This window comes from Pseudomonas koreensis (assembly GCF_036668835.1).
GTDB classification, from domain to species: domain Bacteria; phylum Pseudomonadota; class Gammaproteobacteria; order Pseudomonadales; family Pseudomonadaceae; genus Aquipseudomonas; species Aquipseudomonas koreensis_I.
In genome coordinates, this window is sequence record NZ_JAZEVW010000002.1 from 712,460 (window position 1) to 725,060 (window position 12,601).

Annotated in this window: 13 protein-coding genes; 10 read left to right on the forward strand and 3 right to left on the reverse strand. The window is 62.0% G+C overall.

The annotated features are described in order from the left end of the window. Window positions 1–3 precede the first annotated feature (3 nt). The 6 genes from V6F91_RS08185 (at window position 4) to V6F91_RS08210 (ending at window position 6,508) form a co-directional block, all read left to right on the forward strand. Complete coding sequence (locus V6F91_RS08185; protein WP_332763391.1) at window positions 4–1,233, forward strand: ATP-grasp domain-containing protein; 1,230 nt, start codon at window positions 4–6, stop codon at window positions 1,231–1,233. A 31-nt stretch (window positions 1,234–1,264) separates the two neighbouring features. Beyond that, window positions 1,265–2,161, forward strand: coding sequence for an EamA family transporter (locus tag V6F91_RS08190; RefSeq protein ID WP_332763392.1), 897 nt, complete (start codon window positions 1,265–1,267; stop codon window positions 2,159–2,161). Window positions 2,162–2,241: 80 nt separating this feature from the next. After that, window positions 2,242–3,528: an aminotransferase class V-fold PLP-dependent enzyme gene (locus V6F91_RS08195; protein WP_332763393.1), complete on the forward strand. Its 1,287-nt coding sequence runs from the start codon at window positions 2,242–2,244 to the stop codon at window positions 3,526–3,528. 107 nt (window positions 3,529–3,635) lie between these two features. Next, the gene (locus tag V6F91_RS08200; protein WP_332763394.1) at window positions 3,636–4,817 is read left to right on the forward strand and encodes an MFS transporter; all 1,182 of its coding nucleotides are present in this window, start codon (window positions 3,636–3,638) and stop codon (window positions 4,815–4,817) included. 201 nt (window positions 4,818–5,018) lie between these two features. Then, window positions 5,019–5,855: an AraC family transcriptional regulator gene (locus tag V6F91_RS08205; protein WP_332763395.1), complete on the forward strand. Its 837-nt coding sequence runs from the start codon at window positions 5,019–5,021 to the stop codon at window positions 5,853–5,855. Window positions 5,856–5,911: 56 nt separating this feature from the next. After that, the gene (locus tag V6F91_RS08210) at window positions 5,912–6,508 is read left to right on the forward strand and encodes a LysE family translocator (protein ID WP_332763396.1); all 597 of its coding nucleotides are present in this window, start codon (window positions 5,912–5,914) and stop codon (window positions 6,506–6,508) included. A gap of 59 nt (window positions 6,509–6,567) precedes the next feature. Here V6F91_RS08210 and V6F91_RS08215 read toward each other — a convergent pair whose 3' ends face one another. Next, a complete protein-coding gene (locus V6F91_RS08215; RefSeq protein ID WP_332763397.1) occupies window positions 6,568–7,338 on the reverse strand; it encodes an AraC family transcriptional regulator in 771 nt (256 codons plus the stop codon). Window positions 7,339–7,589: 251 nt separating this feature from the next. Here V6F91_RS08215 and V6F91_RS08220 point away from each other — a divergent pair, with 251 nt between their 5' ends. The 3 genes from V6F91_RS08220 (at window position 7,590) to V6F91_RS08230 (ending at window position 10,853) form a co-directional block, all read left to right on the forward strand. Next, on the forward strand, window positions 7,590–8,516 hold the full coding sequence (locus tag V6F91_RS08220; protein ID WP_332763398.1) for a 4-hydroxyproline epimerase: 927 nt from the start codon (window positions 7,590–7,592) through the stop codon (window positions 8,514–8,516). Between the two features lie 55 nt (window positions 8,517–8,571). Next, window positions 8,572–9,519 carry a dihydrodipicolinate synthase family protein gene (locus V6F91_RS08225; RefSeq protein WP_332763399.1) on the forward strand — a complete coding sequence of 316 codons (948 nt, stop codon included), beginning with the start codon at window positions 8,572–8,574 and terminating at the stop codon, window positions 9,517–9,519. A 71-nt stretch (window positions 9,520–9,590) separates the two neighbouring features. Beyond that, window positions 9,591–10,853: an FAD-dependent oxidoreductase gene (locus V6F91_RS08230; protein WP_332763400.1), complete on the forward strand. Its 1,263-nt coding sequence runs from the start codon at window positions 9,591–9,593 to the stop codon at window positions 10,851–10,853. Window positions 10,854–10,862: 9 nt separating this feature from the next. Here V6F91_RS08230 and V6F91_RS08235 read toward each other — a convergent pair whose 3' ends face one another. Continuing rightward, a complete protein-coding gene (locus V6F91_RS08235) occupies window positions 10,863–11,075 on the reverse strand; it encodes a DUF2945 domain-containing protein (RefSeq protein ID WP_332763401.1) in 213 nt (70 codons plus the stop codon). A gap of 175 nt (window positions 11,076–11,250) precedes the next feature. On the opposite strand from V6F91_RS08235, the gene V6F91_RS08240 reads away from it, so the two are divergent. Beyond that, window positions 11,251–11,490: a hypothetical protein gene (locus tag V6F91_RS08240; protein WP_208940832.1), complete on the forward strand. Its 240-nt coding sequence runs from the start codon at window positions 11,251–11,253 to the stop codon at window positions 11,488–11,490. A gap of 58 nt (window positions 11,491–11,548) precedes the next feature. Here the strand turns inward: V6F91_RS08240 and V6F91_RS08245 are convergent, their stop codons facing one another. Continuing rightward, the gene (locus tag V6F91_RS08245; RefSeq protein ID WP_332763402.1) at window positions 11,549–12,475 is read right to left on the reverse strand and encodes a Gfo/Idh/MocA family oxidoreductase; all 927 of its coding nucleotides are present in this window, start codon (window positions 12,473–12,475) and stop codon (window positions 11,549–11,551) included. Window positions 12,476–12,601: the final 126 nt, after the last annotated feature.

The following is a 12,601-nucleotide window of genomic DNA, read 5'->3' on the forward strand; positions in this document are numbered from 1 at the left end:
GGCATGAAAATTCTGATTCTCCACCGAGTCCCCTACCCGCGCATCGACTACCACCGTGGCATCGATCACGAACGGCATGATGTCACGTACCTGGGCAAACAATCGGCTATCGACACCCTGCCGTCAGAGCTGCGCTGCACGCGCGCGGTCCGGCCGGGCCTGAGCAACGCCTGTGACGAAACCCTGGCGTGGCTGGCGCAGCATCCGCAGAGCTTCGACCGGGTCATTTCGATGTCCGAGTACGAACTGCTGGATGCGGCGCGCTTGCGCGAAACCCTGAACATCCAGGGTGCCTCGCTCAAGGCGGTCACGCTGGCCCGCAACAAACTGGAAATGAAAGCCGCGGTGCAGGCACGCCGGCTGCGCGTGCCGCGCTTCATGGCGCTTGAGCGCTACCTGGCTCTGCAAGGGCGAGTGCCCTGGACCAGCGCCACCGTGCTCAAGCCGCACAGTGGCGCATCGAGCATGGACGTCAGCATCCACTCACAACCGGCGCAAGCCTTCGATGAAATCCGCCACAAGATCAGTGAACTGGCGCTGCCCATCGACGACTTCCAGGTCGAAGAATTCATCAGCGGCCCGATCCGTCATTTCGATGGACTGGTACTCAATGGGCGCATCCTGACCCTGCTCTCCAGCGAATACGTCGGCACCTGCCTGGACTATATGGAGCGCGGCAGTGCGCTGGGTTCCTGGCATCTGCCGACCACCGAGGCCATGCACGCCTGGGTGGGCGCAGCGTTGCAGGCCGTACAGATCGACAACGGCGCCTTCCATCTGGAGGCGATCATGGATGGCGACGAACCGGTGTTCCTCGAAGTCGGCAACCGGGTCGGCGGCGCAGATGTGGTCGCGACCTATGAATTGGCGACCGGCATTCATCTGCCGTCGCTGGAACTGCGCATCCACGTCGATGGCGAGCTGGATATTGCGCCGTTCGCCACGCAGCCGCCGGACCTCGGTTTTGGCTGGTTTGTGTTCCCTGGCCACACCCATGCACAGCGCATCTATCAGGGTCTCAACGGCGCCGAGGAACTGCGTGCAAGCCCGCATATCGTGCAGTGGAACGAACTGCAGCCAGGTTCGCTGCTGCCAGAGCACGTGACGTATTCGGCGTTCGAAGCGCCGTTGGCCGGCATCGTCAAGACCGCCGACCCGCAACAGACCCGTGCGCTGCTGCAAACGCTGTTTTCCCGGGTGAGCCTCGCCCATGACCTGACGTCCGTTGCGTGACGTCGCCTTCGACCTTCAAGGCCATTCATCCATGAAACCACTGCACGTAGTGTTGGCTGTATTGATCACGGCGATCTGGGGTGTGAATTTCTCAGTCATCAAACTGGGGCTCGCCACCGTCGACCCGTTCATCCTGGCGGGTATCCGCTTCAGTCTCTGTGCGTTACCGGCGATCTTTTTCATCCGCAAGCCCGATGTGCCATGGCGCTACATCATCGGCTACGGCCTGGTGTTCGGCATCGGCCTGTGGGGCGTGGTCAATCTTGGCATCAAGGCCGGTCTGTCCGCAGGCATCGCTTCGCTGGTCCTGCAATTCAGCGCCTTTTTCACCATTCTGCTCGGCGGCTGGGTGTTCAAGGAAGCGCTGACCCGCTTCCAGATTCTGGGCATGCTGATCGCACTGGCGGGGCTGTTATGCATCATCAAAATCAGCGACGGTTCGGTGAGTGTGCCCGGGGTGTTGCTGGTGCTGGTGGGGGCCGCTTCGTGGAGCGTGGCCAACGTCATCAACAAGAAGGCCAGCACCAAGGATGTCTTCGGCTTTCTGGTGTGGTCGAGTGCCTTTGCACCGATCCCCCTGTTCGCCCTCGACTACGCGGTCAACGGCAGCGCCGGCTACACCGCGTTCGTCCAACAGGTGGACACGACCGCCGTGCTGTCGATCCTTTTTCAGGTGTATCCAAACACACTGTTCGCCTACTGGATCTGGAACTCGCTGCTCAAGACCTACCCGGTTTCCACGGTGGCACCGCTGTCATTGCTGGTGCCGATCTTCGGCATGCTCGGCTCGGTGGTGGTGTTCAACGAAAGCGTGCCGGCGAGCAAGATCCTCGCGGTGGTCTTCATTGTCCTCGGGCTGGCTGTCGGGCTCTATGGCCAGCGTATTTTCAATGCTATGTTCGCGCGTCCTGCGCGCACTTCACTATGAATCGACAGGGAATCGGTATGAGTCTGGGAAGACGTGATTTTATGGGCGCCACTGTCGGGGCGTCCTTGATTGGAGGCAGCATGATTGCAGGGTTGGCAAGCGCACAGGCGGCTCAGGCACCGGCGCACAATGACACCACCACGCCGTTCGATCCGGCCGACTGGGCATCGGTTCGCGCGCAGTTCACGCTGTCGCCGCAGTTCGTGCACATTTCCAATTTCTTTCTGGCCTCCAACCCCAAACCCGTGCGCGAGGCCATGGCGCGCCACCGCCAGGCGTTCGATGAGAACCCCTACACGTACCTGGAAGACAACATGTTCGCCAGGCCCGACGACATGGTCTGGCGCAAGGTTTGCGCCGCAGCTGCCGAATACACCGGCGGTCGCGCCGAGGACATCGCGCTGACCACCAGCACCACTCAGGGTCTGGCGATGATCTACAACGGTCTGAAGCTTGAGCCCGAACAGGAAATCCTCACCACCCACCACGAGTGGTATACCCACGACGAAGCCATGCGCCTGGCCGTCGTCAAATGGGGCGGCAGCATTCGCCGCATCGATCTGTATGAGGGCCCCGAGGATGTCAGCGTCGACGCGATCGTCGCCCGCATCGAAACCGCCATCAGACCGACCACGCGAATCCTCGCAATGACCTGGGTGCACTCCGGTACGGGTGTGCGTTTGCCGGTCAAGGAAATCGGGGCGCTGGTAGCGCGGATCAATCAGGATCGCGCCGAGGCGGACCGGATCATCTATGTGATCGACGGTGTGCACGGTTTCGGTTGCTCCGAAGCCCAGGTTGCCAGCCTCGGCTGTGATTTTTTCAGCGCCGGCACCCACAAGTGGATCCTCGGCCCGCATGGTACGGGGCTGGTCTGGGCGCGCGAAGGCCAGTGGGCGCAGATCGTCCCGACCATCCCCACCATCATGTCCGCCGAGCCCGGCAATGCCTGGCGTGAGCTACGCGATCCGCGAGGCGAAACGCAGGCGGCCTGGGTCAGCCCGGGCGGATTCCTGGCATTCGAAAACCAATGGGGCGTGATCGAAGCGTTCGAATTCATCAAGAAAATCGGACGCAAGCGCATCGCCGATCGTGTGGCCGAACTCAACGGGCAACTCAAGGAAGGTCTGGCCGCGCTGCCCAATGTGTACTTGCACACGCCGCGCGCCGCTGAGTGTTCCGCGGGCATCGTCTGCTGTGACGTCAAGGGTTCGACGCCCAAAGACGTCGTGGCGAAATTGAAGGCGCACAACATTATCGCCAGCGCCACCCCCTACCGGCATTCAACGGTGCGATTCTCGGCCGGCATCATCAACACCGCGCAGGACATCGACAGGACCCTCGAGGTCATGCGAACGCTGGTCTGACCCCGACCCGAACAGCCATCACCCTGGCAGCCCGCCACCCGGGCGCCGGGGCTGACTTCGGCCATCCATCCAAGCATCGTGCGTGCCCAAGGGCAAGGATCGATCTAATGAATGAACAACAAAGTACCTCGAAGGAACTGGCGGTTTTCCTGTTCTGCTCGACGGTTTATCGACTGTTTTCCGGTGCACTGCTGGTATCGCTGACCTGGACCATTCTCAAGCAGAACGACGACGATTACCTGCCGTTGGCGCTGGCGATCTTCTGCTCGTTCATACCGGCCTTCATCACACCGGTGATGATCAAACGCTTGTCACGCCGCATGGACGGTCGCCAGATGAGCGCCTGGTTCGTCTTGTGCCTGACCGCACTGGCGTTGATCTCTGGCCTGTCGCGCAATGTCACGGTCGGCCTGCTGGTCACCAACCTGTTCGTCTGGCTGATGATCTTGTCGCTGGAGGCCAGTCTGGACATGTGGTTTACCCAGTTGCAACGAGGCATGGATCAAACCACGGTGCGGCGGATCAGCGGCGCCACCACGGCGACGAGCCAGGCCGCGCTGATGGTCGGACCGTTGCTGGCCGCAGGTCTCATGCCGATATTGAACGGGATGGGGTTTTCGCTGGTGCTTGCCGCCGGCTTTCTGCTGGTCGCAGGCGTCTGTCATAGTCGTCGCAGCCTGCCGGTGGCAGTTCAGGAGACCGGCAAGGTCGTGGCGCCGGCGCGCTTGCCGTTGACCTTGTTTGTGCCGATGGTGCTGATCTGGCCCATTCTCGGCGCCTTCAATTTCATGCTGCCGGTGTACGTATCGAACCATGGCTGGTCGCTGTTCGAACTCGGTGTGCTCGACGCCGTATTTGGCCTGGGCATGGCCCTGATCGGCGTGCTGGTGATCATTGCCAATACCGGACGGAACCTGCTCGCCTACCTCTGCGCATTGATCGCTCTGGCCGTTATTTCCACTTCGATGTGGTGGCTGATGCCTGACACACTACTGCTCAAGGCGCTGAGCCTGCTGATTCTCGGCATGGCATTCGGCGGTGCACGAGTGCACATTCGCGTGGCGATCGCCTATCGCTACAGCGAAGCCGCCGTGGGCCTGTACGTGAGCAAAGCCAACGCGCTGGCCACGCCGGTGCTGCTGCTGATACTCAGCCTGCAACTGGCGATCATCGAAAACGCCTGGCTGTTGCCTTTCCTGTTGGTGTCGTTGACAGTGGCCCTGTTGCTGCAAACTTCGGCCACTCGCTTTGCGCGAGGACAGGCGCCGGTGGAGGCAATCAGCATCTGAGTATCGCGCAGAGCGGCGTTCAGAAGATCGCTTGAAGAAAAAACCGGCTGATTACGCCGGTTTTTTTTCGTCGCGGCAAAATGTCATGCCAATGCGCCCGGCGGGTTGCAGGCGTGTTCTGCACAAATGTTCTAAACGCCTCAAGCCATTGCGCGGTATTTTATCCAGCCGTACTTCGCCAATCCGAACCCTGGAGCCTTCGTGGATAAACGCAACTGGATCGAGCTGTCCCAGGATGTCGACACCGGGATCGAATCGATTCGCGCCCATTTTGAAGGGCATGCCTACGACCCGCACTGGCACGACAGTTTTCTGGTCGGCGTCACCGAGCAAGGCGTGCAGCAATTCAATTGCCGGCGAATGCGCCATCGCAGTACGCCGGGTCAGGTGTTTTTGCTGGAACCGGGGGAAATTCATGACGGCCATGCGCCGACCGAGGACGGTTTCACCTATTCGATGCTGTACCTCGACCCGCACTGGCTCGAGCGCGAAGTGCATGCCCTTTACGAAGACGCACCGTTGAACAGTCAGCCGGGATTTACCGACACGCTGAGCCACGACCCGCGCCTGGCCACTGCCATCGTTCAGGCCTTTCATGCCCTGCACGACGGCGATCTGCGCATCGTCCGCCAGACCGCCATCGACGGGCTGCTGGGTTCGTTGACTCGCCACCTCGACTGGCGCAAGCGTCAACCGATTGATCCGCGCTTGCCGCTGGTGGCGCAGGTCGCGCGTGATTATCTGCACGCGCATGCCTTTGAAGACATCGGCCTGGATGATCTGGCGAAGATCTGCGGGGTCGACCGGTTTCGCCTGAGCCGCGCGTTCAAGGCTGCTTTTGGCCTGGCCCCGCATGCCTATCTGATCCAGTTGCGCCTGGCCAAGGCACGGCAGTTGCTGGCGCGCGGCGAGACGCCGGCCGAGGTCGCCTGTGTGCTGGGGTTTGCCGATCAGAGTCATCTGGGTCGCTGGTTTCGCCGCGCCTACCAATTGACCCCGGCGGACTACCGCAAGCGCTGCTCAAACCTTCCAGACTGAGGCGCGTCGACTGGCGATCATGCAGGCCTGTTTTGCATTTTCAGGAGCTGCGCATCATGGCCTCATTACTGCCCTTTCTGCTGTTCGCTTTCGTGGCTTCGATCACGCCCGGCCCGACCAATATTCTCGTGCTGAGCCACAGTTCCCGGCAGGGACTGCTCGCCACGCTGCCAATCATCTTCGGCGCCTGCACCGCAGCCGCGCTGATTGTGCTGGCGGTAGGGCTGGGCGCCGGCGAAACGCTGTTGCGGTATCCGCGGGTGCAGCACGCCATGGCCTGGGGTGGCGTGCTCTGGCTGAGCTGGCTGGCCTGGCAGATCTTCCGCAGTCCGCCGCCGTCGCTGGACCCGGCTCAGGACCAGACCCCAGGCATCAGCGTCTTCGGCGCCGCGCTGCTGCAATTGGTCAATCCCAAGGTATGGATGATGGCCGTGGCGGTGGTCAGCGTGTTCGTCGGCGGCGGCGACAAGACCTTGCGTCTGCTGGTGTTGTCACTGGCCTTTCTGTTGGTCTCGCTGCCGTGCATGACCTTCTGGGCGCTGCTCGGAGTGGGCAGCGCGCGGTTGTTCGGCTCCGCACGGGGGTATAAGCGCATGAATACCGCGCTGGCGCTTTTGCTGCTGATTTCGGCGTGGCTGGCGGTGTGGCTGTGAGGTCTGATGATCGTTCCCACGGTCTGCGTGGGAACGATCAGTAAGGACAGGGCACAATGCTAATTGCCTGTCGCCTGCCGATACTCTCGTGGGGTGAACCCGGTCGAGGCCTTGAACTGGCGGGTGAAGGCGCTGTGGTCGGTGTAGCCACATTGCAGCGCCACGTCGGTGATCGGCAAATCGGTGTGCAGCAAGCGGTGCGCGTGTTCCAGGCGGACATTCTGGATCATCTGCCGCGGGGTCAGATGGAATACGCGTTTGCAGTAGCGCTCCAGTTGCGCCACCGAAATGCCGGCGATGCGGGTCAGTTCGCCCAGCGTGACCCGGCGATTGAAGTTGGCGCGGATGTGTTCATCGACCGCCGCCAGCCGCTCGAATGCAGGGTGAGTTTCGCTGGCTGATTGCAGGTCCACGGAAATCCCGACCAGGCCGATGATTTCTCCGTCACGGTTGTACAGCGGCTGTTTGTGCGTCAGGCACCAGCCCGGTTCGCGGCTGCCATACAGATGCAGTTCGAGCTGATCCAGCAGCACAAATCCTTCCTCCAGCACTTTGCGATCCTGCTCGGTGTAGCCCGGCCCCAGTTGCGCCGGGAACACCTGCGCACTGGTCTTGCCAAGCAACGGGCGCAGATCCTTCAAGCCGCAGCGCTGCACCAGCGTGCGATTGGCGAGGACATATCGGGCCTGCAGATCCTTGATGAAAATCGCCGCGTTGGGGATCACGTCGAGCATCGGTAACAGCAGCGCGGCGCTCGCCACCAGGTCTTCGAGGGTCTGCGGGCGCTGGCCGTTGCCGCCTTGAGCCAGAATCGAAAGCGCGCTGTGCATCAAAGAGTGTCCTCGGTTCGTGGATCGGCCAGGTGCCCGACCTGCGGCGGTCGCGTGCAGATTGCAACATCGCCCGTAGCCTGTCGAGCGTGGTGTTCCAGCAGCGCCATTGTGCTGAATTCGTCATCGATGGCGCGCTAAAACATCAATCGCAGCTCCATCGATAAGTGCAGAGTCAGGCCAAGCGAAGTCGCCGCCTCCACCATTCGCGCCCGCTCGGCGCCTACTGAAATCATCTACGGGACATGCCCATGAAACGACTGCACGTGATCGATTCGCACACCGGCGGCGAACCCACCCGGCTGGTGATGGACGGTTTTCCCGCCCTGCCCGGCGCGACCATCGCCGAACAACGCGATGCCCTTCGCAGCCAGCATGATCAGTGGCGCCGCGCCTGTCTGCTGGAACCGCGCGGTAACGAAGTGCTGGTCGGCGCGCTGTATTGCCCGCCAGTCTCGGCGGATGCCACCTGCGGGGTGATCTTCTTCAACAACGCCGGTTATCTGGGCATGTGCGGCCACGGCACCATCGGTCTCATCAACTCGTTGCAGTACCTGGGCAAGATCCAGCCCGGCGAACATAAGATCGACACGCCGGTAGGCCGGGTCAGCGCCACCCTGCACGTGGATGGCAGCGTGACCCTCGGCAACGTGCCCGCCTACCGCTACCGCAAGCAGGTGGCGGTAGACGTGCCGGGTTTTGGCCAGGTACGCGGCGACATCGCTTACGGCGGTAACTGGTTTTTCCTGGTTTCCGAGCACGGCCAGACGTTGACCATGGACAACGTCGAACACCTCACCGCGTACACCTGGGCCATGCTCAAAGCCCTCCAAGACCAGGGCATTTATGGCGAGGACGGCGCGGTCATCGATCACATCGAACTGTTTGCCGATGACGCCAACGCCGACAGCCGCAACTTCGTCATGTGCCCCGGCAAAGCCTACGACCGCTCACCGTGCGGCACAGGCACCAGCGCCAAACTCGCCTGTCTCGCTGCCGACAACAAGCTGCAGCCCGGTGTGCCCTGGGTGCAGGCGAGCATCACCGGCAGCCAGTTCGAAGGCCGCTTCGAGTGGGCGGGCGAGCGCATTCGCCCTTTCATCACCGGCCGCGCCTACATGACCGCTGACAGCACCCTGCTGATCGACGAACAGGATCCGTTCGCGTGGGGCATCTGAGCCGCCACGCTGGTTTTTCCTCTCACATTGAATGCTGTGCCAAGGAGTCAACACCATGAGCGACACCACCTTCACCGGTTGCATGCCGGCCCTGATGACCCCGTGCACCGCCCAGCGCACCCCGGACTTCGACGCGCTGGTGGCCAAGGGTCGCGAGCTGGTCGACATCGGCATGAGCGCGGTGGTCTATTGCGGTTCGATGGGCGACTGGCCGCTGCTTACCGAAGCCGAGCGTCAGGAAGGCGTGGCGCGGCTGGTCGCGGCCGGCGTGCCGACGATTGTCGGCACCGGCGCGGTGAATTCCCGCGAGGCGATATCCCATGCCGCACATGCCGCCAAAGTCGGCGCTCAAGGCTTGATGGTGATTCCGCGAGTGCTCTCGCGTGGTGCTTCGGCCGCGGCGCAAAAGGCGCATTTCTCGGCGATTCTGCAAGCCGCGCCGAACCTGCCGGCGGTGATCTACAACAGCCCCTACTACGGCTTCGCCACCCGCGCCGAGCTGTTCTTCGAACTGCGTCGCGAGCACTCGAACCTGATCGGCTTCAAGGAATTCGGCGGCGGCGCCGATCTGCGTTACGCCGCCGAAAACATCACCTCCGAGGACGATGACGTGACCCTGATGGTCGGCGTCGACACCCAAGTAGTGCACGGTTTCGTCAACTGCAACGCCACTGGCGCCATCACTGGCATCGGCAACGCCCTGCCGCGTGAAGTGCTGCAACTGGTGGCGCTGAGCAAGCAAGCGGCCAAGGGTGACGCCAAGGCACGGCGCCAGGCGCGGGAGCTGGAGTCGGCGCTGGCGGTGTTGTCATCGTTCGATGAGGGCTGCGATCTGGTCCTGTATTACAAGCATCTGATGGTGCTCAACGGCGACAAGGAATACACCCTGCACTTCAACGAAACCGACGCCTTGAGCGACTCGCAACGGCGTTACGCCGAGCAGCAATATGCGCTGTTCCGTCACTGGTACGAAAACTGGTCGACGCAGCAGGACTTCGCCTGACCTGCGCCATTGCACCTGCCGTGCAGCCTTAGGGCTGACGGCAGTTTCTTCTCTATTTTCAGGGACACACCATGGTAAATAACCTCGCGCATGACATCGCCGTGGTCGGTGCCGGCATCATCGGTGTTGCCTGCGCGCTGCGTCTGGCCGGCCAGGGTTTACGCGTGGTCGTGATCGATCAGCAGGCGCCCGGCCATGGCGCTTCGTTCGGCAACGCCGGGCATCTGGCGACCGAGCAGGTGTTCCCGATTGCCGACGTATCCATCCTCAAACGCCTGCCGGGCATGCTGCTCGACCCAATGGGACCGTTGCGTCTGGACTGGCGGTACCTGCCGCGCGCGATGCCGTGGTTCACCCGGCTGCTGCTGAATCTGCGTGCGCAGCCGTTCGACAATACGGTCGCCGGTTTGCGCGCATTGAACGAAAGCAGCCTGGCCGCATGGCAACGTGTGCTTGGCGATATTCAGCGCAGCGATTTGCTCAGGGTCGACGGTTCGTTGCTGGTGTATGAGCGCGGCGAATCGCGTCAGGCGATCGAGGCGTTGCAACAACGATTGCATCAGCAGCAAGTGCCGGTGGACTTCTGGCAAGCCGGCGCCATTCGCGACACCGCGCCTCAGCTGAGCGAACAGATTCAGGGCGGTTTGTTCTTTCCGCGCACCGGGCATTTCATCGATCCCTACCGCGTAGTCACTGCGCTGGTTGAAGCGGCCAAGGCTGGTGGCGTGAGCTTTCTGCAAAACCGCGTCGAGGGTGGTCAAGTACAGGACGACGGCGTTAGCCTGCACACCGACAACGGGCCAATCAGCGCCCGCCGCGTGTTGATTGCGTGCGGCGCACACTCGGCGTCACTGACCACCGCCCTCACCGGCAAAAAGGTCCCGCTGGACACCGAGCGCGGTTATCACCTGATGCTGCCCCATGAAACCGGGCGACTGCCCTTCCCCGTCACCTCGCTGGAACGCAAGTTCATCATGACCCCCATGGCTGACGGCTTGCGCCTGGCCGGCACGGTGGAATTCGCCGGCCTGCACAAGCCAGCCAATATGCAGCGCGCCTGGCAATTGCACCGTTTGAGCCAGGGCCTGTTTCGCCACGATCTGAACGCCGAAGCGGCAACACCCTGGATGGGCTTTCGCCCGTCGCTGCCGGACTCGCTGCCAGTGATCGATCAGGTCTGCGGGGGCAAAGTGTTGCTCGCGTTCGGTCATCAGCACTTGGGCCTGACCCAGGCGGCAGTCACCGCCGAAATGCTGGCGCAAATGGCCTGCCCGGCTTCGAATCCGGCGCCTGATTTACCGAATGGCGATCGTTACCGACTGGCGCGTTTCTGATGGAGCGCGTCAGTTAACGCGCTTGAGCGCCTCGCCATGGTGCATGGCCAGGTGACCGGTCTTGTCGCTCTTGACCTCGTACTGCGGCGAGTCTTTCGAAGCCGGCCGATGACGGCCCATGAACTCCGTATCGCGGGTGTGCACTTTGACCACCTTACCGTGAATTTCCCCGGCCTCGGAGTTCCAGCGCACCGCATCGCCGACCTTGAATGAAGCGCTCATGTCGATTTCCTTGTGTCGGGTTGTTGTCTGTTGATCAGCCTTCGTCGGAGAAAATTCAACAAAGCGTGTTTCCACGGCTGAGCCGACCACCGGCACGTGGAAAAATCGAACGGCACAATTTCCCGACACCTCCAACCTGTACGCCGATAAAACAGCGCACAACCAGAGGTGTGAAATGAACAATGACCCGAACCTGCAAGGCGGTAGTGGTGAGCATGATCCGCTGCCGACAACTCCCGATCCGTTAAGCCCGGGCCGCACCGAAGTCGATCCGATGAAGGATCGCGGCATCGATGAACTGCCTGACAACGAAGGCGAGATTCCGCTGGACGATGACAGCACCGGTCTCGACCCGGAACGGGTGCGCAGGGAAACCGACAATGCGGAGATGGATGATCAACCGAACCCGCGTTGAACCGGCGTGGCAGCGCTGTGGTTATGCAGCGCTGCCACGAAGCGCGCGATTCTGACGACTAGTCGTAAAACGCCTCAACCGCCACCCGGCTGCCGACAAAGAAACTGTCCGCCACCAGGCGCAACGGCTGCACGTCCAGGTCACTGGCCTTGTCGCCGATCAACTGCTGGAAGTGTCGATACACTGCGGCGTATTCGCCCTCTTCCGACACCGTCTGGCGCACGCCGTCGATGCTCAGCAGCGCACCGCCGTTGTCGAGGCGCAGTACGCCCTCGGCGCAGCGCACTTCGATGCTCCACAGTTCGTCATGACCATGGTCGAAGTCGAATTCGGCGCGGACGTCGAGGTGGTTCGCGTCGGACATTTTGATCGAGGCGGCAATCGGCGATTGGCAGTTGTTCGGCACGCGCAACTCGGCGGCTTCGACAAACAGTGGCAGCGCCAGCAGGTGGGTGACGATCGACAACGCGTTGATGCCCGGATCGAATACGCCGAGGCCGCCGGGTTGCCAGATCCACGTCTGGCCGGGGTGCCATTTGCGCACGTCTTCTTTCCAGTCGATCTGCACGCTTTGCAGGGTACGCGAGGCCAGCCAGTCGCGGGCGGCTGCGATGCCGGGGGCGTAGCGCGAGTGCCAGGCGAACAAGGCACTGACGCCTTGCGCCTGCGCCTGATCGACCAACGCCAAAGCCTCGCCCAAGGTGGCGCAGGGCGGCTTTTCGACCAGCACGTGTTTGCCCGCGGCCAAGGCTTCCTGGACCAGTGCAAAGCGACCTTGCGGTGGCGTGCAGAAGGCGATCGCATCGACCGTCGGGCCGTTGGCCAGCAGCTCGGTCAGCGATTGGAAGTTCTCGACGCCGGCGCAGGGTTTGCCCTGGGTAGCGACCGATACCAGCTGGAATCCGGGATTGGCGGTGATCGCCGGTACGTGTTGATCCTGGGCAATCTTGCCGTAGCCCACCAGACCGAGACGGATTGGTTGCATCAATGACTCCGCTTTTGTTTTGTTTTGGTCAGCTGACGCGTTTCAGTCAGCGCGTCGGCAGATTACCTGCAAATCGCTTGAGCGTCTGTCGGCGCAACGTCACAAACTCACAAGGCCACTGGTACC